14 protein-coding genes and 1 tRNA gene are annotated in these 20,569 nt (G+C 69.6%); 6 read left to right on the top strand and 9 right to left on the bottom strand.

Annotated elements, in window-relative coordinates; translation table 11 throughout:
- Positions 1 to 13 precede the first annotated feature (13 nt).
- From V5F53_RS15205 to V5F53_RS15185, 5 genes are all read right to left on the bottom strand, one after another.
- Positions 14 to 1,222, bottom strand: coding sequence for an ABC transporter permease (locus tag V5F53_RS15205; RefSeq protein ID WP_393995018.1), 1,209 nt, complete (start codon positions 1,220 to 1,222; stop codon positions 14 to 16).
- 3 nt (positions 1,223 to 1,225) lie between these two features.
- Positions 1,226 to 2,341 (bottom strand): microcin C ABC transporter permease YejB, encoded by a 1,116-nt coding sequence (locus V5F53_RS15200; protein ID WP_393995019.1) that lies wholly within the window; start codon positions 2,339 to 2,341, stop codon positions 1,226 to 1,228.
- Positions 2,342 to 2,445: 104 nt separating this feature from the next.
- On the bottom strand, positions 2,446 to 4,344 hold the full coding sequence (locus V5F53_RS15195) for an extracellular solute-binding protein (RefSeq protein ID WP_393995020.1): 1,899 nt from the start codon (positions 4,342 to 4,344) through the stop codon (positions 2,446 to 2,448).
- Positions 4,345 to 4,398: 54 nt separating this feature from the next.
- Positions 4,399 to 6,300, bottom strand: a complete 1,902-nt coding sequence (locus V5F53_RS15190) for an extracellular solute-binding protein (protein WP_393995021.1) — start codon at positions 6,298 to 6,300, stop codon at positions 4,399 to 4,401.
- Positions 6,301 to 6,607: 307 nt separating this feature from the next.
- Entirely contained in the window at positions 6,608 to 7,159 is a 552-nt protein-coding gene (locus tag V5F53_RS15185; protein WP_393995022.1) for a c-type cytochrome, read from the bottom strand.
- 443 nt (positions 7,160 to 7,602) lie between these two features.
- On the opposite strand from V5F53_RS15185, the gene V5F53_RS15180 reads away from it, so the two are divergent.
- Positions 7,603 to 8,460, top strand: a complete 858-nt coding sequence (locus tag V5F53_RS15180; protein WP_393995023.1) for a prephenate dehydratase — start codon at positions 7,603 to 7,605, stop codon at positions 8,458 to 8,460.
- A 62-nt stretch (positions 8,461 to 8,522) separates the two neighbouring features.
- Here the strand turns inward: V5F53_RS15180 and V5F53_RS15175 are convergent, their stop codons facing one another.
- Positions 8,523 to 9,011 carry an RNA polymerase sigma factor gene (locus tag V5F53_RS15175; protein WP_393995024.1) on the bottom strand — a complete coding sequence of 163 codons (489 nt, stop codon included), beginning with the start codon at positions 9,009 to 9,011 and terminating at the stop codon, positions 8,523 to 8,525.
- 368 nt (positions 9,012 to 9,379) lie between these two features.
- Here V5F53_RS15175 and V5F53_RS15170 point away from each other — a divergent pair, with 368 nt between their 5' ends.
- Positions 9,380 to 10,339 carry a FecR family protein gene (locus V5F53_RS15170; protein ID WP_393995025.1) on the top strand — a complete coding sequence of 320 codons (960 nt, stop codon included), beginning with the start codon at positions 9,380 to 9,382 and terminating at the stop codon, positions 10,337 to 10,339.
- A gap of 28 nt (positions 10,340 to 10,367) precedes the next feature.
- On the opposite strand, the gene mgtA is transcribed toward V5F53_RS15170, so the two are convergent.
- Positions 10,368 to 12,950 carry a magnesium-translocating P-type ATPase gene (mgtA, locus tag V5F53_RS15165; RefSeq protein ID WP_393995411.1) on the bottom strand — a complete coding sequence of 861 codons (2,583 nt, stop codon included), beginning with the start codon at positions 12,948 to 12,950 and terminating at the stop codon, positions 10,368 to 10,370.
- Between the two features lie 376 nt (positions 12,951 to 13,326).
- On the opposite strand from mgtA, the gene V5F53_RS15160 reads away from it, so the two are divergent.
- Positions 13,327 to 15,129 carry a methanol/ethanol family PQQ-dependent dehydrogenase gene (locus V5F53_RS15160; protein ID WP_393995412.1) on the top strand — a complete coding sequence of 601 codons (1,803 nt, stop codon included), beginning with the start codon at positions 13,327 to 13,329 and terminating at the stop codon, positions 15,127 to 15,129.
- A gap of 201 nt (positions 15,130 to 15,330) precedes the next feature.
- On the opposite strand, the gene V5F53_RS15155 is transcribed toward V5F53_RS15160, so the two are convergent.
- Positions 15,331 to 15,417, bottom strand: a tRNA-Leu gene (locus V5F53_RS15155).
- A gap of 110 nt (positions 15,418 to 15,527) precedes the next feature.
- Positions 15,528 to 16,409 carry a helix-turn-helix domain-containing protein gene (locus tag V5F53_RS15150; protein WP_393995026.1) on the bottom strand — a complete coding sequence of 294 codons (882 nt, stop codon included), beginning with the start codon at positions 16,407 to 16,409 and terminating at the stop codon, positions 15,528 to 15,530.
- A gap of 288 nt (positions 16,410 to 16,697) precedes the next feature.
- On the opposite strand from V5F53_RS15150, the gene V5F53_RS15145 reads away from it, so the two are divergent.
- From V5F53_RS15145 to V5F53_RS15135, 3 genes are read left to right on the top strand one after another with little or no spacing between them, the layout of a single operon-like run.
- Positions 16,698 to 18,863 carry a TonB-dependent siderophore receptor gene (locus tag V5F53_RS15145; RefSeq protein WP_393995027.1) on the top strand — a complete coding sequence of 722 codons (2,166 nt, stop codon included), beginning with the start codon at positions 16,698 to 16,700 and terminating at the stop codon, positions 18,861 to 18,863.
- Positions 18,857 to 19,660, top strand: coding sequence for an ATP-binding cassette domain-containing protein (locus V5F53_RS15140; protein WP_393995028.1), 804 nt, complete (start codon positions 18,857 to 18,859; stop codon positions 19,658 to 19,660). The genes V5F53_RS15145 and V5F53_RS15140 overlap by 7 nt, the downstream gene beginning before the upstream one ends.
- A gap of 8 nt (positions 19,661 to 19,668) precedes the next feature.
- A complete protein-coding gene (locus V5F53_RS15135) occupies positions 19,669 to 20,568 on the top strand; it encodes an ABC transporter substrate-binding protein (protein WP_393995413.1) in 900 nt (299 codons plus the stop codon).
- Position 20,569: the final 1 nt, after the last annotated feature.

The following is a 20,569-nucleotide window of genomic DNA, read 5'->3' as shown; positions in this document are numbered from 1 at the left end:
ATGGCAGGTCCCCTCACGCGAAGGTCTTGCGCGGGTCGAAGGCGTCGCGGACCGCCTCGCCGACGAAGATCAGCAGACTCAGCATCACCGCCACCGTGACGAAGCCGGTGAGGCCGAGCCAGGGCGCCTGGATGTTGTTCTTGCCCTGGGACAGCAGCTCGCCCAGCGACGGCGAGCCCGGTGGCAGGCCGAAGCCCAGGAAGTCCAGCGCCGTCAGCGTCATCACCGATGAGGACAGGATGAAGGGCAGCATGGTCAGCGTCGCCACCATGGCATTGGGCAGGATGTGCCGGGTCATGAGGGTGAGGTTGCCCACCCCCAGGGCGCGGGCTGCCTGCACATATTCGAAATTGCGGGCGCGCAGGAATTCGGCGCGCACCAGCCCCACCAGCGACACCCAGGAGAACAGCAGCAGGATGCCCAGCAGCACCCAGAAGCCGGGCACCAGGACCGAGGAGATGATCAGCAGCAGGTAGAGCGAGGGGATGGCGGTCCAGATCTCGATGAAACGCTGGAAGAGCAGGTCCACCCAGCCGCCGAAATAGCCCTGCACCGCCCCCGCCGCGACGCCGATGAGGGAGGAGACGATGGTGAGCGTCAGCCCGAACAGCACCGAGATGCGAAAGCCGTAGATGAGGCGGGCGACCACGTCGCGGCCCTGGTCGTCGGTGCCCAGCCAGTTCCATTCCAGCCCGGCGCAGCCGGAAACGCCCTTCTTTTCCGCCACCGCCTTGCACTGGGCCTCGGTGAGCATCCAGGTGGGCGGGGAGGGGGCCGGGGTGGGCAGGTCGAGATTGTGGGTGGAATAGGAATAGCGGATCGGCGGCCACACCATCCAGCCGCCCTTCTGGGCGATGAGCTTTTGCAGGTAGGGGTCGCGATAGTCGGCGTCGGTCTCGAAGTCGCCGCCGAAGGCGGTCTCCGGATAGGCGCGCAGCACCGGCACGTAATAATGCCCATCGTAGGAGACGAGCACCGGCTTGTCGTTGGCGATGAACTCGGCGCCGAGCGACAGCACGAACAGCACCATGAAAATGACGAACGACCAATAGCCCCGGCCGTTGCGGCGAAAGTTGGCGAGGCGCCGCCGGTTGAGGGGCGACAGCGCCAGCCGGCCGCGGGGCCGCTCGCTTCCCGGCGGCGGGAGCGCGCCGTGGGGCAGGTCGCGCGCCGCCGGCAGGTCGGTGGGCTCGCCGGGCTGGAGCAGGGGAACCGTTTCCATGGCTCAGACCTCCCGCGTCTCGAAGTCGATGCGCGGATCGACCAGCATGTAGGTGAGGTCCGAGATGAGGCCGACCAAGAGGCCGGCCAGGGAAAAGATGTAGAGGGTGGCGAACACCACCGGATAGTCGCGGTTGAGCACGCTCTCGAACGACAGCAGGCCGAGCCCGTCGAGGGAAAAGATGGTTTCGATCAGCAGCGAGCCGGTGAAGAAGGCGGAGATGAACGCGCCGGGAAAGCCTGCAATGACGATCAGCATGGCATTGCGGAACACATGCCCGTAGAGCACCCGCCGTTCCGAGAGCCCCTTCATGCGGGCGGTGGTGACATATTGCTTGCGGATCTCTTCCAGGAACGAATTCTTGGTGAGCAATGTCATGGTGGCGAAGGCGCCGAGCACCATGGAGGTGAGCGGCAGCACCAGATGCCAGGCGTAGTCGGCGATGCGGTCCGGCCAGCTCATCTGCCAGAAATTCTCCGAGGTCAGGCCCCGCAGCGGGAACAGGTCGAGGAACGAGCCGCCGGCGAACAGGATGATGAGCAGGATGGCGAACAGGAAGGAGGGGATGGCATAGCCCACGATGACGATGGCCGAGGTCCACATGTCGAAGCGCGAGCCGTCGCGCATGGCCTTGGCGATGCCGAGCGGAATGGAAATGGCGTAGGTGATCAGCGTCATCCACAGCCCCAGCGAGACCGAGACCGGCAGCTTCTCGCCGATCAGCTGAAGCACGGTGATGTCGCGGAAATAGGAGCGGCCGAAGTCGAAGGTCGCGTAGTCGGCGATCATCTTCAGGAAGCGCTCGTGGGGGGGCTTGTCGAAGCCGAACTGCTTCTCCAGCTGCTGGATGAAGGCCGGGTCGAGCCCCTGCGCGCCGCGGTACTTGGAGGAGACGGCGTCGGCCGCGCCCGCCGCCTGGGCCGCCGCCGCCCCGCCGGTGAAGTCGCCGCCGCCGCCGGACACGCGGGAGGTGGCGGAGACGTCGTCGCCGGTGAGCTGGGCGATCACCCGCTCCACCGGCCCGCCGGGGGCGAACTGAATGACCACGAACGACACCAGCATGATGCCGAGCATGGTCGGCACCATGAGGGCAATGCGGCGGATGATGTAGGCGAGCATCGCGTCTCCCAGGCTGGCCTGACGGTGCCAACACGTCTCATGCGTCTTTGGATGAAGCGGTTACCGCTCCGGATGGTTTCGCGCCACTGTCCGTCTCCGCGCGGTCAGCCGGCGCCGGCCCCGGGGGCGGTGCTCCACCAGGTGTCGAGCACGCCCAGCTCGTAGCGGGGCTTGGTCGCGGGGCGGTCGAACACGTTCCAGTAGGCGATGCGGTTCTCGCCGGAATACCATTGGGGAATCCAATAGTGGCCGGCCCTGAGCACCCGGTCCAGGGCGCGGCAGCAGGTGACGAGGGCGGCCGCGTCCTCCGCCGCCAGGGCCTGGGCGATCAGGGCGTCCACCACCGGGTCGGCGATGCCGGCCACGTTGTAGGACCCCGGCGTGCGCGCCGCCTCGGTGGAGAAATAGGCCCGCAATTCGTCGCCGGGATAGGGAGCGAAGCTGTAGCGCCGCACCACGGCGTCGAAATCGAACTTCTGCAGCCGGGCCTGGAACTGGGCCGCGTCCACGATGCGGAAGGTGGCGTCGATGCCCACCTTCTTCAGGTGGCCGATGAAGCGGGCGTGGTGGCGCTCCATGGCGCCGTCGTCGTCCAGGAACTCGATGGTGAAGGGCTCGCCCTTGGCATTCACCAGCTTGCCCTGGCGGATCACGTAGCCGGCGTCCTTCAGCAGGCCCACCGCCTTGATGCGTAGGGCGCGGTCCTCCCCGGAGCCGTCGGAGGCGGGGGGGGAATAGGGCTCGCCGAACACCTCGTCCGGCAGTTCGGCCCGGAACGGGTCCAGCAGCTTCAGTTCCGCCGGCGAGGGCAGGCCTTCCGCCATCATGTCCGAATTCTGGAAGAAGGAGACGGTGCGGTGATAGGAATCGTACATCAGATTCCGCCGCGTCCAGTCGAAGTCGAATAGCAGGCCAATGGCCTCTCGCACCCGGAGATCAAAGAACTGCGGGCGGCGTGTGTTGAGGAACCAGCCCTGCACGCCGGAGAAACTCTCGTCCTTCAGCGTTTCCACCTTTACACGGCCGTCGCGCACGGCGGGGAAGTCGTATTGGGTGGCCCATTCGCGGGCGGTGAACTCCTCCCGGAACAGATAGGCGCGGCCCTTGAACCCCTCAAAGCCGGCGATGCGGTCGCGGAAGTATTCGTAGCGCACGGTGTCGAAATTGAAGCGGCCCTTGAGGGTGGGCAGGTCGGCGCCCCAATAGTCCTTCACCCGCTCGTACTCGATGAAGCGGCCCTGCTCCAGGCGCGTCACCTTGTACGGGCCGGACCCCAGCGGCAGCTCCAGCGACGACTGGTTGAACGGGTGCCTGGCCAGGTAGGCCCGCGAGAAGATGGGCATGCCGGCGGCGGTCAGCGGCACGTCGCGGGCGCGGCCGGGCTTGAAGCGCATCACCACCACATGGTCGCCGTCCGCCTCCACGCCGGTCAGGTCGCGCAGGGCCATGCGGATGGTCTCATAGCCGTCCGCTTTCAGCGCCGCGAAGGTGGCCACCACGTCGGCGGCGGTCAGCGCCGTGCCGTCGTGGAACCGTGCCCGCGGGTCCAGGAGGAAGCGATAGGTGAGGCCGCCATCGGCGATCTCCACCCCGGTGGCGAGGCGCGCATACATGGCGCTCTTCTCGTCGCCGGCGGCAGCCAGGAGCGTGTCATAGACGAGCTCGATGCCTTGGGCGCCGTTGCCGCGCTGGTTGTAGGGGTTCAGCGTGTCGAAGGTGGTCAGCGACTGGTTGTAGAAGGTGGTCCGGCCCATCTGCGAGAACGGGCCGCCCTTGGGCGCCAGCGGATTGACATAGTCGAAATGGGCGAAGCCGGCGGGATATTTGAGGTCGCCGAAGAAGGAGAGGCCGTGCCGCAGCACGGCCTTGGCCGCCGGGCCGCCCTCCTCGGCGGCGCTTGCGGGTGCGGCGGTCTCGGCCAGGGCCGCGCCGGGCGGGAGCAGGCCGGCGGCGAGGCCGGCACCGACGCCGATGCGCAGGAGGGAGCGGCGGGAGAGGCTCATGTCGTCACCCCGGTCAATGGTGTCTGGCCCTGCGGGTTCATCGCGCCGGGCCGTTTATTTTCCGGCCCCGATCCGGGCCGCCTTCTGCGCATCGAACCACCAGATGTCCGGAAAGGCGAAGGAATAGGCGGGCAGGGCCGGGGGGTGGGAGAAGCGGTCCCAGCGGGCGGTGCGGGTAAAGTTCAAGGTCCAGGCGGGAATGACATAGTCGTTCCACAGCAGCACCCGGTCGAGGGCGTGGGTGGCGGCCACCAGATCGGCCCGGTCGGTGGCATAGATCACCTTGTCGATGAGCTGGTCGACCGCCGGGTTGCGGATGCCGCCGAAGTTGCGCGAGCCCTCGCGGTCGGCCGCCTCGGAGCCGAAGAAGTCGCGCTGCTCGTTGCCCGGCGACAGGGACTGGCCCCAGCCCGACACGATCATGTCGAAGTCGCGGGCGCGCACCCGGTTGATATATTGGGAGGAATCTACGAGCCGGATGGTGACGGCAATGCCGAGCCGCTCCAGCGCCGGCTTGTAGAACACCGCCACCCGCTCGAACGCCGGGCTGGCGATCAGGATCTCCAGGGTGAAGACCTCGCCCTTGGCGTTCACCAGCTTGCGGTTCTTCACCTCCCAGCCGGCCTCCTTCAGGAGCCGGGCGGCCTCGCGCAGGTTGGCGCGGCGGGCCTCCTCGTCGGGGCTGGCGGGATTGGCGTAAGCGGTGGTGAACACCTGCGGTGGCACCAGCGCCTTCACGCCGGTGAGGATGTCCAGCTCGCGCCCCTGCGGCAGGCCCGACGAGGCGAGCTCGGTGCCGGAGAAGAAGGAGGAAATGCGCTTGTACTGGTCGAAGAACAAGGCATGGTTCATGGCCTCGAAGTCGAGGGCATAATTGAGCGCGCGCCGCACCCGCGGGTCCTGGAACTTCTCGCGCCGCAGGTTGGGAATGAAAGCCTGCATCACCCCCGAGGCGCGGTTCTCGAACATTTCCAGGATCACCCGCCCGTCCTTGCGGGCCGGAAAATCATAGGCGGTGGCCCAGTTCTTGGCCGAGCTCTCGATGCGGAAATCATACTGGTCGGCCTTGAAGGCTTCCAGCATCACCGTATCGTCACGGAAATACTCGTAGCGGATCTCCTCGAAATTATCCTTGCCCACGTTCACGTTGAGCGCCTTGCCCCAATAATCGGGCACGCGCTCATAGGCGATGGTGCGTCCGGGGGTGACGCTCTTGATGCGGTAGGCGCCGGAGCCCAGCGGCGGTTCAAGCGTGCCCTGGGTGATGTCGCGCGGCTTGCCGGCGGCGTCGGTTCCGGTCCACCAATGCTTGGGCAGCACCATGAACTGACCGACGATCTGCGGCAGCTCCCGATTGCCGGCCTGGTCGAAGGTGAAGGTCACTTCGCGCGGGCCGCTCTTCTCGGCCTTCGCCACATGGCTGTAGTAGAATTTCTGATTGGGGTTGTTGGCCACCAGCACCTCGAACGACCAGACCACGTCGTCGGCCGAAATGGGGGTGCCGTCGTGCCAGCGGGCGCCCTCGCGGATGCGGTAGGTGACGGAGGAGAAGTCGGCGGGGTAGCTCACGCCATCGGCGATCAGGCCGTACTCGCTGGCCACCTCGTCGGAGGCGGCCACCATGAGCGTGTCGTAGATCAGGTTGAGGCCGCTGGCGAGGCTGCCGCGCGGAATGACGAAATTGAGCGAATCAAAGCCGCCGTCCTCCGCCAGCCGCAGCAATCCGCCCTTGGGGGCCTCGGGATTCACATAATCGAAATGGGGAAATCCGGCCGGGTACCTGGGCTCTCCCATCAGCGACAGGCCATGCCGGAACTGCGGCTGGCTGGTGGCGCTCCCGGCGGCGGTCGTCGTCGCCCCGTCCTGCGCTGGCGTCTCGGCGAACCCGCGGCCGGCGAGGGTGGGCGCGAGGGCGGCGGCGAGGGCGAAGGCACGGCGCGAGAGCAGCAGGGGCATCGATGACTCCGGTGACAGGTCCTTGAGACCGGCATACCCGATTATGGACCTGTTCGCGACGAGGGAAACCCACACGCTCTGGTCTCGGGGCCAGCCGGCGGCGACCGTGCCCCGGGCCTGAGGCAAGAAAAAGGGCCGATCCGCGAGGACCGGCCCTTTCTGCATCGCTTCGACTGACAAAGACGTGAGGCGCGTCCGCCGTGTTCAGGCGCCCTCCGCTCCGTGTCCCCCCGTGCGCCCATGTGGCGCAGGATCACCCCACCCTTGGCGCGCCGTTGCCGGCGCGACGCTCACCTTCCGGCAAACCTCACTTGGCCGGCGTCGCGGCGGCGGTGGGCAGCGGCTGCGGGCTGTGCGAGAGCGAGTTGAGGTAGGCGATGATGTTGGCCCGGTCCACGCCCTTCGGCAGGCCGGCGAAGCCCATGGCGGTGCCGGGCACGGCGGCCTTGGGATTGGTGAGGAAGGCGTTCAGGGCCTCAGGGGTCCACTTGCCGCCCTTGGCCTTCAAGGCCGCGGAATAGGCGAAGCCGTCCACGCTGGCCACGTCGCGGCCCACCACGGCGTAGAGGTCCGGGCCGACCTTGGCGCCGGCGCCTTCCGCGAAATTGTGGCAGGCGGCGCACTTCTTGGCGACGGTCGCGCCCTTCTCCACGGACGCGGTGGCGAACAGCTCCTCGATCGGCGGTTCCACCACCTTGGCGGTGGCGGCGCCGCCACCTTCCTGCACCACGATGTCGAAGCCCGGCCGGGCCGGTGCCTCGGGCGTGAACAGGATCTGCGAGACGATCCCGAGGCCCACCACGAACGCCAGCGTCGCCAGCACCGCACCTGCGATTTTGTTCAATTCAAAAAAGGTCATCGGCGCTACGCCCCTCGAAGCCTTTGATCTCGGCGCATCCGGTACCGCGAAATGGGCAGCGCGCGGCGGAGTGCGTCCTATCCCTGGGATTGATAACGCGCGCGAAACCCCCTCCGCGCAGTCGTCGGGACACTAAGCACTTTGATTGGAACGGCGCAACCCGTATTAAGGCGCGCGGAACGTCGCTGTCCGGCCGGCGCGCACGGGCCTGTCGCGGCCCGTGCGGCGGCCGCCGGTGCGTTGCGCCGCCGGGCTTAGCGCGGCTTTCGCAGCCGGCCCGACGCGCCGGCCGGATGGCGCGAGGCGGCGGCGCGGCGCGCGGTCGCATCGGGCCGGCGGCCAGCGGCAATGATGTGGTCTCGCCCGGGGTGGACACCCGCGCACCCGGGGCGGGCAAGGCGGCTTCCGGCGCGGAGGCGGCGCGGGGGGTGAGAGTGTTGAGGATGCGTCGCATCTCGTTCCAGGGTGAGGCCGGGGCTAATTCCCACATCGCGTGCCGGGAGATGTTTCCGGAGTACGAGGCGCTGCCCTGCGCCACCTTCGAGGATGCCTTCGCGGCGGTGGAGGGCGGCGCCGCCGAGCTCGCCATGATCCCGATCGAGAATTCCGTGGCCGGGCGGGTGGCCGACATCCACCGGCTGATGCCGCAGTCGCGCCTCGGCATCGTCGGCGAATATTTCCTGCCGCTGTCGCACCAGCTCATGGCCGTGCCGGGGGCGAGCCTTGCTACCGTGAAGACGGTGCAAAGCCATGTGATGGCCCTCGGCCAGTGCCGCAAGGCCATCCGCGAGCTGGCCCTGGCCCCGGTCATCGGCGCTGACACCGCCGGTTCGGCGCGCGAGATCGCCGAGGCCCGGGACGTGACGCGCGCCGCCATCGCCTCGCGCCTGGCGGCGGAGATCTACGGCCTCGACATCCTGGCGCAGAACATCGAGGACGAGGCGCACAACACCACGCGCTTCATCGTGCTCGCCCGCAACGGCGAGTGGGCGGAGGCCGAGAGCGGGCCGGTGGTGACCACCTTCGTGTTCCGCGTGCGCAACGTGCCGGCGGCGCTCTACAAAGCCCTGGGGGGCTTCGCCACCAATGGCGTGAACATGACCAAGCTCGAATCCTACCAGATGGACGGGCATTTCACCGCCACTCAGTTCTACGCCGACGTGGACGGCCATCCCGACCAGCGCGGCCTGAAGCTGGCGCTGGAGGAGCTCGCCTTCTTCTCGCGGGAGATGCGGATCGTGGGCGTCTATCCCGCCAGCCCGTTCCGGGCCACCCAGAAGGTGGCCGACGAGAGCTATTGACGAAGCCGGGGGGCGGGCTGGCGCTTGGGCGCCGGCGCCGTCTGGCGGGGCGCGGAGGGGGCTCAGTCCATCAGGTCGGCGAGCCGGTCGCGGCAGTGCGCCAAGGCCTTCATCATGTGCTTTTCCACCATCGACCGGCTGATGCCGAGCCGGGCGGCGATCTCGCCGTGGCTGAGGCCGTCGAACTTGTGCAGCAGGAAGACGTCGCGGCACTTGGGCGGCAGCTCGGCGATGGCGGCGTCGAGGGCATCCAGCCGCTGCTTGTAGTCGAGCGCCTGTTCCGGCGACGGCTCCGGGGCGGCGGCGGTGTCGTGCTCGGCCTCCGGGGCGGCGAATCGCGCCCGGGCGGCCTCCTGCCGCAGGTGGTCGATGGCGAGGTTGTCGGCGACGCGGAACAGATAGGCGGTGGGGCTCGCGACCTCGCCCGCCGGGGCTGAGGCATGGATGCGCAGGAAGGTGTCCTGCACCACGTCGCGCGCGAGGGTGGGATTGCCGATCCGCCGGACCACATGCCGCAGCAGCTCGTCGTAATGCCTCGCGAAGGCGCTCAATAGAAATATTCTATTTTTCGGCACCACGTTCTGAGACTTTCCGTCACCGGTTAAAAACGCATGCGAGGAAACGGCATTCACACTCAAGCCATGCGATGTAATATGTACAGGATAATGGAGGGTCCACGCAGACGCAATTCGCTCTCGACTGTAATTGCTCGCCGCCACCTCGCTGCCGGGGTCCCGTCAGGGGGCGGATTGAGATGCACGATCAAGGTGTGGGCGGCGTAAGCCGGTTGCCGGCCGGGCGAAGTCTGGAAAAATTCCAAATGTTGAGGTGAGGGACCGGGCGGTCTATTTCGTCAAGCAGGAAAGGGTGGTGGATTCCCCAGGGGGATCGCCGCCGGGTTCGATCGACAGGTGCCGGTGTGCCGAAATCTCAAGCGCGTGACACGAGCGGCGGACAGACACCGAAGGACGCCGCCCTCGCCTGGTTCGTGAAGGTGCGCTCCGGCGAGGCGACGGCTGCCGAGCAGGCTGATTTCGCGCGCTGGATCGCTGCCGCCGGCGACAATCGCCGCGCGTTCGAGCAGCTCGAGGCGCTGTGGGGCGATCTCGACCGGCTGGGCGATCCCCGCCGCGCGCCGGTCGCCGCGCGGCGGGCGCAGCCGGCCCGGCCGGCTTTCTCCCGCCGCGCCGTGCTGGCGGGGGGAGCGGCGGCGGCGGCCGGGCTCGCCCTGGGGGTGCCCTACCTGTTCCGTGGCGACCTGCAAACCGGCATCGGCGAGCAGCGCGCCCTTGCCCTCGCCGACGGCTCCCGCGTGGAGCTCGACGCCGATTCCGCTCTCGACCTCGATTTCACGGCGCGGGCACGACGGCTGACGCTGCTGCGCGGGCGCGCCTTCTTCGATGTCGCACCCGATGCCGACCGGCCGTTCTCGGTGGCGGCGGCGGATGGCGTCACCACCGCCGCCGGGACCCAGTTCTCGGTGCACCGCTGGTCGGACGAGGTGACCGTGACGGTGATCGAGAGCGCCGTCGCCATCGAGGTCGGGGCCGACCGGCTGGCCCGTCTCAAGGCCGGGGAGGCGGTCAGCTATGGCGCCGCCGGCATTGGCGAGACCGGACCGGCGAGCGACGCGGAGGCGACCGCCTGGCGGCGCGGCAAGCTGATCTTCGAGGACCGCCCGTTGCAGCGGGTGATCGCCGAGGTGAACCGCTACCGGCGCGGCTCCATCCTGGTCACCAACAGCGACCTGCTGCGGCTGCGGGTGTCCGGCATCTTCGACGTGAACCGGCCCGACGGCGTGCTGGACGCCATCACCGGCAGCCTGCCGGTGCGCGCGCTGGCGCTGACGCGCTATCTGGTGCTGCTGTATCCAGCCTGAGGGCACCCGGACCGGAGGCGGCCGCGCCCTATCGCCGGCCGATCGCCTGGCGCCGGGCGGCGGCCTCCCGCGGCCGTCGCCGCAGGGCCCAGGGCTTCAGCAGCTCGGCGCAGACCAGATAGGCGACGACCACGGCGGCGATGCCGGCGAGCATGGCCGGCGGTGGCGGGGTGAAGCCGAACCAGCTTCCCAGCGGGGTGAGCGGCAGGGCCAGGGCCACCGCCAGCGCCAGCAGCGAGGACGCGGCGAGGGCCGGGCCGGGCGGGCTCCGCCAGGGCCGGTCGGCGGTGCGGATGACGAAGATGACCAGAATCTGGGTGGCCATGGATTCCAGGAACCAGGCGGTGCGGAACTCGTCGGGCGTGGCCTGGAACAGGAGCAGCAGCCCGCCGAAGGTCATGAGGTCGAACACCGAGGAGAGCGGCCCCATCACGCCGGCGAAGCGGATGAGCCCTGGCATGTCCCAGACCTGCGGCCGCCGGGTGGCTTCGGCGGGGACGGTGTCCAGGGGGATGCCGACCTCGGAAAGGTCGTACAGCAGATTGTTCAGCAGGATCTGGGTGGGCAGCATGGGCAGGAACGGCAGCGCCAGCGAGGCCACGGCCATGGACAGCATGTTGCCGAAGTTCGAGCTCGCGCCCATGCGCACGTATTTGAGGATGTTGACGAAGGTCCGCCGGCCCTCCTCCACGCCGTCGGCCACCACCTCCAGGTCGGAGGCGAGCAGGATCATGTCGGCGGCCGACTGGGCGACGCCGGTGGCGCCGGCCACCGACAGGCCGATGTCGGAGGCCTTCAGCGCCGGGGCGTCGTTGATGCCGTCGCCAAGATAGCCCACCACCGCGCCCTTGGCCTGCAGCGCGGCGATGATGCGCGCCTTCTGGTCCGGCGCTAGGCGCCCGTAGGCATCCACCTGCTGCACGCGCACCGCCAGCGCCTCGTCGCTCAGCGCCGCGACGTCGGCCCCCGACAGCACCGTGCCGGCCTCCAGCCCGACCAGCCCCGCCAGCCGCTTCACCACGACGGGATCGTCGCCGGACAGGATCTTCAGCCGCACCCCGGCGGCGCCGAGCCGGGCGATGGCCGCCGGGGCCGACGCCTTGGGCGGATCGTAGAACGCGCACAGCCCCTCGAACACCAGGTCCGTCTCGTCGGCCGCCTCCACCTCGTGGGTGGCGCCCGTCCAGGGGCGCGAGGCGATGGCGATGGTGCGCAGCCCGTCGCCGGCCAGGGCATGGACATGGTCCAGCGCCCGTGCCCGCCCGGCCTCGTCCATCGCCGACAGCGCCCCGCCGGCGCGCTGGGCGGTGCAGAGCTTGAGCACCGCTTCCGGCGCGCCCTTGACGATGAGCAGCGGCCCGTCCGGTCCGCGGGCGAGCACCGTTCCCAGCCGCCGCGAGAAGTCGAACGGGTTCCGGCCGCGCAGGGTCCAGCCGGTCGCGGCGCCCGGGGCCCCCGCCGCCAGCGCCGCGTCGAGCGCGCCGCGATCGCCGCCCAGGTCGGCGGCGATGGCGCCGAGCCGGGCGGCGCGCGGGTCGTCCGTGCCGGCGGCGTCGAAGCTGCGGGCCAGCGCGATCTCCGCCGATGTCAGGGTGCCGGTCTTGTCGGTGCACAGCACCGTCATGGCTCCGAGATCATGGATCGCCGCCAGGCGCTTGACGATGACTTTGCGGGCCGCCATCCGCAGGGCGCCGCGGGCCAGCGTCACCGTGGTGATCATCGGCAGCAGCTCGGGCGTGAGGCCCACCGCCAGGGCGACGGCGAACATCAGCGAATCCAGCGCCGGGCGCCCGAGCAAAACGCGGGTGGCCAGCACCACCAGCACCAGGGCGAGGGTCAGGCGGGCGATGGCGAGGCCGAACTGGTGCAGGTCGCGTTCGAACGGGGAGGGCGCCTGCGCCTGGGCCAAGGCCGACGCGGCGGCGCCGAACACCGTGTCCCGGCCGGTGCCGACCACCAGCGCGATCGCCTCGCCGGTCTGCGCCACCGCGCCGCGGAAAATGGCGTTGGTGGCCTCGCCGGGGCTTGGCCCGCCGGCCGCGCCGGGGCGCTTTTCCACCGCATAGGGCTCGCCGGTGAGCGCCGCCTCGCCGACGGTGAAGGCCCGGCTCTCGAGGAGCAGGGCATCGGCGGGAATGATGTCGCCGGCCCGCACCCGCAGGATGTCGCCGGGCACCACCTGGTCCACCTCGATCTGGCGGAAGCTGCCGTCGCGCTTCACCTCCGCCTGCAGCGCCACCGAGCGCCGCAGGAGCTCGGCGGTCTTGGCGGCGTGGCCCTCCTGGGCCGTGTCGAGGCCGATGGAGACCATCAGGATGATGACGATGATCGATCCGCCGACCGCGTCGCCGCTGACCACGGAAACGAGGCCGGCGGCGAGCAGGATCAGCGACAGCGGCTCCAGCAGGCGGCGCAGAACCGCGCGCGCGGGCCCGGCGGTGCGGGCCGGCGCGTCGCTGTTGGGGCCGTGCGCGGCCAGCCGGCGCGCCGCGTCCGCGGTGGCGAGGCCGTCCAGCCCGCAGCCCAGCAGGGCGCAGACGGCCTGCGGCGTCTCGATCCAGAAGCTGTGGAGACGGTTCGGCCGCGACGGTGCGACCGGCTGTTCGATCATGCTCACGGTGCGCCCCCGGCCATCGCCCCCGGCCATCGCTCCCGGTCATCGCCCCCGGCTATGGGCCGGCCGGCGTGGCGTCCCGGCTTCCGGCGGCCCCCGCCGCGGTGCCCGGGCGGTGCGCGGTGGTGGCGGGAAGCCTACGTCACATCGGTATCGGAACCAAGACGGGGGCCGCCAGCGCGCCGCTGTCGTTGCCGGGGACAGGGCGTGCTATTCAGGCGCTCAAGGGACGCTCCCGCCGAAGGGGCGCCGAAGGAGCGGACGGATGCGGGAGAACACCACCGCCGGGGGAGGGCCTGCGCGGCCGTCCATGCGCCGGGTCGCGCGCGCGGTGAAGCGGCCGGCCGCGGGCGTCTTCGCCCGGCTTGCGGCGATGCTGGCCGCCGGGTTCGTCGGCGTGGGGCCCGCGGGGGCGAACGAGGACGTGGTGCGGCGGAGCGCCGACCCCGCCGGTCAGGTGCTCCAGACCCTGGACTATGCCAACACGCGCCATTCGGGCCTCGACCAGATCACGTCCGGCAACGTGAGCCGGCTGGCGGTGGCGTGGACCTTCTCCACCGGCGTGCTGCGCGGCCATGAGGGCAGCCCCCTGGTGGTGGACGGGGTGATGTATGTGCACACCCCGTTTCCCAATGTCGTCTATGCCCTGGACCTTGATCACGACGGCCGCATCCTGTGGACCTACAAGCCCCGGCAGGACCGCCAGGTGGCGGCGGTGATGTGCTGCGACCTGGTCAACCGGGGCCTGGCCTATGCGCAGGGCATGATTTTCCTGCATCAGGCGGACACCACCGTGGTGGCGCTGGACGCGCGGACCGGCGCCGTGCGCTGGTTGGTGGCGAACGGCGATCCGCAGCGCGGCGAGTCCAACACCGCCACCGTCATGCCGGTGAAGGACAAGCTGATCGTCGGCATCGCCGGCGCCGAGTTCGGCGCGCGCGGGCACCTCACCGCTTACAATCTGAAGGACGGGACGCGGGCGTGGCGGGCCTACAGCACCGGTCCCGATGCCGACCTGCTGATCGACCCGGAGCGGACCACCGCGCTCGGCCGGCCGGTGGGCCCCGACTCCTCCCTGCGCAGCTGGCAGGGGGACCAGTGGAAGATCGGCGGCGGCGCGCCGTGGGGCTGGTTCGCCTACGATCCAGCGGCCAACCTCATCTATTACGGCAGCGCCAACCCCTCCACCTGGAACCCGGCGCAGCGCCCCGGCGACAACAAATGGTCGGACACCATCTTCGCCCGCGACGCCGACACCGGGGTGGCGCGCTGGGTCTATCAGATGACGCCCCACGACCAGTGGGACTATGACGGCGTCAACGAGATGATCCTGACTGACCAGGTGGTGGACGGGCGGCCGCGTGCCCTGCTCACCCATTTCGACCGCAACGGCTTCGCCTACACCCTGGATCGCCACACCGGCGCGCTGCTGGTGGCGGAGAAGTTCGAGCCGGGCGCGAACTGGGCCACCGGCATCGACATGGACCCGGCAAGCCCCACCCACGGCCGCCCCCGGCTCGACCCGGCCCACGGCACCGAGGCGCAGGGCGAGGACGTGACCTATACCGGTATCTGCCCGGCCGCGCTCGGCGCCAAGAACCAGCAGCCGGCCGCCTACGCGCCGCAGACCGGGCTGTTCTATGTGCCGGTGACGCGCATGTGCATGGATTATGAGCCGTTCCATGTGGATTACGTGAGCGGCCAGCCCTATGTGGGCGCCACCCTGACCCTGTACCCGCCGCCCGGCGGCGACGGGCGCACCGGCGGCCTGCTGGCGTGGGACAACATCAAGGGGCGCGCGGCCTGGTCCGTTCCGGAGCGGTTCTCGGTGTGGTCCGGCGTCCTCGCCACGGCGGGCGGGGTGGTGTTCTACGGCACGCTTGAAGGCTATCTGAAGGCGGTCGACGCGGCGACAGGCAAGGAGCTCTACCGCTTCAAGACGTCGTCGGGCATCGTCGGCAACGTCATGACCTATGCCCATCGTGGCCGGCAATATGTGGCGGTGCTGTCCGGCGTCGGCGGCTGGGCCGGCATCGGGCTGGCCGCCGGCCTCGCCGATCCCGACGCCGGATCGGGCGCGAAGGACGCCTATGCCGCCTTGAACAGCTACACCGCCCTCGGCGGCCAGCTCACCGTGTTCGCGCTCCCGGAGGCGCCCGGCCCGGAGCGGCCCTGAGTATCGCGTTCATCCGATCGCCTGCCGTCGGGCGCGATCACGTCGAGGCTGCGATCAAGAGTGGACCGATCAGGCAGGGTGCAGTCACGCCGGGGAAATGTCCGACCGGGTCAAGGCCGCAGGGCCATCGGTGGGAAAGGAAGCCTCGCGCGACGATCATCTCTCGCCGTGCCGGCCGGGCCGCCGTCTTCCAGTCCACCATGGTGCGGGTGGTCGGACTCGAACCGACACTCTGTCACCAGAAACGGATTTTGAGTCCGTCGCGTCTACCAGTTCCGCCACACCCGCTTGGTGGGCCGTGACGCGCGTCGCGCGGCGGCCGGGTGGGCTCTATACGCTACCTCGCGGGGGAACGCCAGATGGGCGGGCGGTCCTTGTTCGCGGATCGAAAGACCTTGTCAATCGCGCCGGGCGCGCCGCCACGCGGCCGGGGTGAGGCCGCAGAAGCGGCGGAAAACGCGTGTGAAATGTGCCTGGTCGGCAAAGCCGGCCGCCACCGCGATCTCGGTCAGCGGCAGGTCCGGGCTCGCCAGCATCTCTTCCACCCGCCGCATCCGCGCCCTCATGTGCCACTGGTAGGGCGGCAGGCCGGTGGAGGCCTTGAACGCGTGGCTGAAGTAGGATTGCGACAGCTCCGCGAGCTCGGCCAGCTCCTGCAGGCGGATGTTGCGCAGGCAATTGTCCTCGATGAAGGCGGTGATGCGCTTGAGTTGGCGTGGCGACAGGCCCGAGCGGGCGCTCGCCGGGGCCCGCGACAGCTGCATGAGGTCGATGAACAAGGAGAGCACCAGCCCGTCGCCATAGAGGTCGTGGCGCGCGTCGGGGTCCTGGCATTCGTCGGCGATCAGCCGGGCGAGGCCGTGGATGCGCGGATCCATGAACCCCAGGCGCGGGGTGGCGAGGCGGCCGGGGTCGAGCGCCTCGCCGATGCGCTCCGACAGTGTCGCCACGTCGAAATGCAGGTCCAGGTGCCGCAGCTCGCCCGCCGCTTCGATGCGGGACCACAACGGCATGTCCGCCGGCACGAAACTCATGTGAACCGGGGCGCGGCAGGCGGCCACCGCGCCCCCGCGGGCGGACAGCTGCACCTGGGTCGTGCCGCGCTCGCGCTCCAGCACCACGAACAGCCGCGCGTCGCGCGACACATACTCCCCCCGCGCACCGGCTGTGCAATGAACATGCCAGACGTCGGCCACGACGCCGTTCCAGCGGCGCCAGCACAAGTCGTCGAGGACGGTGATGCCCTCGATGGAGGAGGTCATGCGCGGTTGGAACGCCATGCGGCGAGGCCCTCCTGGACGGTGTCCCGTGTGGTGCGCCCGCCTGCGATGGCATCCGCGGCGCGGCCGAATAGTTTCGAATTCCTATGAAGTGTGTCGCCGCCAGCGTGAAAACCCTTCACGCGCGCAGGGCAACGCAATATCAGGACAAAAATCGTCAAACTGCAAGAGGAACGGACAATCCGCCGGTAGATGCCGTTGCTATGTGGGTCGGTAGTCGGGGCCATATGGCGCGAGCTTCAATTTTTGAATTGTTCTCAACTGGGCAATTCGCAAGCGGGTGACGGAATGACTAGGATCGATACCCTGCGCATCGGGTCTGTGCTGGCATGCGGCGCGGCCGTCGGCGCCCTGCTCGCGCCCGTCGGCGCCTTCGCCCAGCAGGCCGCGGGATCCGGCGCGGGCCGGCAGGACCAGGGCGCCATCGAGCTGGACCAGGTCAATGTGGAGGGCGCCGGGGAAACCCCCACCGGGCCGGTGTCCGGCTATGTGGCGCGGCTGACGCTGACCGGCGCCAAGACCGGCACGCCGATCCTGGAGGTGCCGCAATCCATCTCCGTCGTCACCCGCGACCAGATGGATGCGCGCGGCGTGCAGAACGTGGGCCAGGCGCTGGACTACTCGGCCGGTGTGCTGGGCCAGCCGTTCGGCACCGACCCGCGCTTCGATGCCCCCATCATCCGTGGCTTCTCCGCCGCCAACAGCCAGTATCTCAACGGCCTGAAGCTGATGCGCGACGCCGGGGCGGTGGCCATCGACCCCTATGGGCTGGAGCGCATCGACGTGCTGCGCGGCCCGGCCTCGGTGCTCTACGGCCAGGGCAATCCGGGCGGGCTCATCGACCTCATCAGCAAGCGTCCCACCTTCACCACCTTCGGCGAGGTGCAGGCCCAGGCCGGCAGCTTCGATCGGTACACCGGCGCCTTCGACCTCGGCGGCGTGCTCGGCCCGGATTTCGCCTACCGCCTGACCGGCCTCGCCCGCGATGGCGGCACCCAGACCGACGGCGTGGACGACAACCGCTTGTTCTTCGCCCCGGCCTTCACCTGGCGGCCGGAGAAGGACACCTCCTTCACCCTGCTCGCCAATGTGCAATACGACCAGGCGGGCACCCCGGTGGGGCTGCCCACCCAATACACGGTCTCGCCGTTCCGCAACCTGCTCTCGCCCAGCCTGTTCCTGGGCGACCCGGCGTTCGACGCCTCCTCGCGCACGCTGGCCAGCGTCGGCTATGAGTTCAAGCACCGCTTCAACGAGGTGTGGGAGGTGCGCCAGAACGCGCGCTATCTCAAGCTGAACTGGGACTATTCCAGCCTCTACTATTCCGCCCTGAGCGCCACCAACCCGCTGGTCGCCAATCGCGGCACCTCGGTGAACGGCGAGGACCAGGACACCATTACCATCGACAACCAGCTCGAAGGAGATTTCGAGACCGGGCCGCTGTCGCACAAGCTTCTGGTGGGGCTGGACTATCGCTATTTCGACCAGACCAACATGGCGCAGTTCGGCTCGGCGCCGAGCATCAACCTGCTGTTTCCGGTCCAGAACCAGTTCATCATCAACGCACCCTGGTACGTCTCGGTGGTGGATGGCACGGTGAGCCAGACCGGCGTCTATGCCCAGGACCAGGTCCGGCTCGGCAACTGGCTGCTCACCGCCGGCCTGCGCCAGGACTGGGCCACCACCGATTCCACTACCGACACCAATTTCGGCAACACCGTGCAGGACCAGAGCGACGATGCCCTGACCGGGCGCATCGGCCTCACCTATCTGTTCGCCAACGGCGTGGCGCCCTATGTCAGCTATTCCACCTCGTTCGAGCCGGTGATCGGCAACATGCCGGTGGCGCTCGGCGGGGCGCCGTTCCAGCCCTCCAGCGGCGAACAGGTGGAACTGGGCGTGAAGTACCAGCCGGTGGGCTGGAACGGCTTCTTCACGGCCGCCCTCTACGACCTGAAGCAAAAGAACGTGCTCTCCACCGACCTCATCGGCGGGGTGAGCTATCAGATCCAGAGCGGCGAAGTCGAGGTGAAGGGCCTGGAGCTGTCGGCCACCGCAAGCCTTGCCGAGGGGCTGAACCTCATCGCCAACTATACCTACATGGATGCCGAGATCACGCAGGGCCAATATGCCGGCAACCGCCCCGGCAACGTGCCGCAGAACATGGCCAATGTCTGGCTCGACTACACCTTCAAGAGCGGCGCGCTCACCGGCTTCGGGCTCGGCGGCGGCGTGCGCTACGTCGGCTCGCGCTACGCCCTCGACAACAACGACGTGTTCCTCGACGCCAACACGCTGCTCGACGCCGCGGTGCATTACGAGAAGGGCGCGTTCAAGGCCCAGATCAACGTCAACAACATCGCCAACGAAACCTATGTGGCGAGCTGTGGCTACTTCGGCTGCTATTATGGCGACGGCCGCACCGTGGTCGCCCAGGTGACCTACAAATGGTGATCGGCGCGGCCGGCGCCCCTCCGCCGCTCTGGGCGCTGGAGGGGCTCGCCGTGCGCATCGGCGCGCGGCAGATCCTGGCGCCGCTGACGCTGGAGCTGGAGGCCGGCCGCGTCTATGGCCTCATCGGCCCCAACGGGTCGGGCAAGAGCACCTTGATGAAGATCCTCGCCCGCCAGGTGGTGCCGGACGCCGGCGCGGCGCGGTTCGAGGGGCGCCCCCTGGCGGAATGGAGCGGGCGGGCCTTCGCCCGCAAGGTGGCCTACATGCCGCAGTTCACGCCGGCCACCCAGGGCATGAGCGTGCGCGAGCTGGTGGCCCTCGGCCGCTATCCCTGGCATGGCGCCCTCGGCCGCTTCGGCGCGGCGGACGCGGCGGCGGTGGAGGCGGCGCTCCGCCGCACCGGGCTCGAGGCGTTCGCCGGGCGGCTGGTGGATACCCTTTCCGGTGGCGAGCGGCAGCGGGCCTGGCTGGCGCTGATGCTGGCCCAGGGCACGCGCTGCCTGCTGCTGGACGAGCCCACCTCCGCCCTCGACATCGCCCACCAGATGGAGGTGCTCACCCTGGTGCGGGCGCTGGTGGGCGAGGGCGGCGACATGACGGTGGTGGTGGTGCTGCACGACATCAATCTCGCCGCCCGCACCTGCCATGAGCTGGTGGCGCTCAGGGCCGGGCGGCTGGTGGCGCGCGGGGCCGCGGGCGACATCATGGCCGGCGACACCCTGAAGGCCATCTACGACCTCGACATGGGCATCCTGCCCCATCCGGTGTCCGGCGCGCCGCTGGGGTTCGTGCTGTGAGCGCGGGGATGCGCCGGCCGGTGCCGGTTCTCACCCGCCGCGCCCTGCTCGGCGCCGGCCTGCTCGCCGCTGCGATGCCGGCGGGCGGGCGGGCGGATGAGGGGCCGCGGGTGGCGACGCTGGACTGGGCCCTTCTCGAAACCCTCCTGGCCATGGGCATCGTGCCGGTGGCGGCGGCGGAACTGGTGCTGTTCCGCCAGGTGGCGGTGGAGCCGCCGGTTCCCGCCAGCGTCGTTGACATCGGCCTGCGTGGCGCGCCCAATTTCGAGGCTCTGCTCCGGGCGCGGCCGGATCTCATCTTCAATTCCAATTACTACAGCGCCGCCGATCCCAAGCTGCGCCGGATCGCGCCGGTGGAGACCATCTCCATCTACGAGCGCGGCGGCCGGCCCTTCGCCCGCGCGGAGGGCGCCGCCGTGCGCCTTGCCGCGGCGGTGGGACGGCCGGCGGCCGCCACCGCGCTTCTTGCCGACACCCGGGAGGTGCTGGAGCGCTGCGGCGCCGCGCTGAAGGCGTGGCCGGCGCGGCCGGTGCTGGTCATCAACCTGGGCGATGCCCGCCATTTCCGGGTGTTCGGGTCGGACAGCATGTTCGGCGAGGTGCTGGCGCGCCTCGGGCTCGCCAATGCATGGCAGGACGGCACCTCCTATGCCGCCTCGGCGCCGGTGGGGCTGGAGGCGCTGGCGGGGTTCGGGGCGGCGCAGATCGTGGTCCTGCCGCCGGTGCCGCCCGATGCCCGGCGCCTGCTGCCGCAAAGCCGGTTGTGGCAGGCGCTGCCCAATGTGCGCGACGGGCGGGTGGTCACCCTCGGCTCCATGAACCCGTTCGGTGGCCTGCCCACGGCGGCCCGCTTCGCGCGGCTGCTGAGCGCCGCGCTGCTGCATCCCACGGGGGCGGGCCTTGGCTGAG

The organism is Xanthobacter cornucopiae (assembly GCF_043195065.2).
Lineage (GTDB): Bacteria > Pseudomonadota > Alphaproteobacteria > Rhizobiales > Xanthobacteraceae > Xanthobacter.
The sequence above is the reverse complement of the archived record's forward strand: the minus strand, read 5'-3'. Positions and strand labels throughout refer to the sequence as shown.

Excerpts from the sequence above, each read along its gene's own strand:
- V5F53_RS15205 (WP_393995018.1), bottom strand. The coding sequence starts at position 1,222 with ATGGAAACGGTTCCCCTGCTCCAGCCCGGCGAGCCCACCGACCTGCCG.
- V5F53_RS15195 (WP_393995020.1), bottom strand. The coding sequence starts at position 4,344 with ATGAGCCTCTCCCGCCGCTCCCTCCTGCGCATCGGCGTCGGTGCCGGC.
- mgtA (WP_393995411.1), bottom strand. The coding sequence starts at position 12,950 with ATGATCGAACAGCCGGTCGCACCGTCGCGGCCGAACCGTCTCCACAGC.
- V5F53_RS15135 (WP_393995413.1), top strand. The coding sequence starts at position 19,669 with ATGCGCCGGCCGGTGCCGGTTCTCACCCGCCGCGCCCTGCTCGGCGCC.
- V5F53_RS15180 (WP_393995023.1), top strand. The coding sequence starts at position 7,603 with ATGCGTCGCATCTCGTTCCAGGGTGAGGCCGGGGCTAATTCCCACATC.
- V5F53_RS15145 (WP_393995027.1), top strand. The coding sequence starts at position 16,698 with ATGACTAGGATCGATACCCTGCGCATCGGGTCTGTGCTGGCATGCGGC.
- V5F53_RS15200 (WP_393995019.1), bottom strand. The coding sequence starts at position 2,341 with ATGCTCGCCTACATCATCCGCCGCATTGCCCTCATGGTGCCGACCATG.
- V5F53_RS15185 (WP_393995022.1), bottom strand. The coding sequence starts at position 7,159 with ATGACCTTTTTTGAATTGAACAAAATCGCAGGTGCGGTGCTGGCGACG.
- V5F53_RS15140 (WP_393995028.1), top strand. The coding sequence starts at position 18,857 with ATGGTGATCGGCGCGGCCGGCGCCCCTCCGCCGCTCTGGGCGCTGGAG.
- V5F53_RS15190 (WP_393995021.1), bottom strand. The coding sequence starts at position 6,300 with ATGCCCCTGCTGCTCTCGCGCCGTGCCTTCGCCCTCGCCGCCGCCCTC.
- V5F53_RS15150 (WP_393995026.1), bottom strand. The coding sequence starts at position 16,409 with ATGGCGTTCCAACCGCGCATGACCTCCTCCATCGAGGGCATCACCGTC.
- V5F53_RS15160 (WP_393995412.1), top strand. The coding sequence starts at position 13,327 with ATGCTGGCCGCCGGGTTCGTCGGCGTGGGGCCCGCGGGGGCGAACGAG.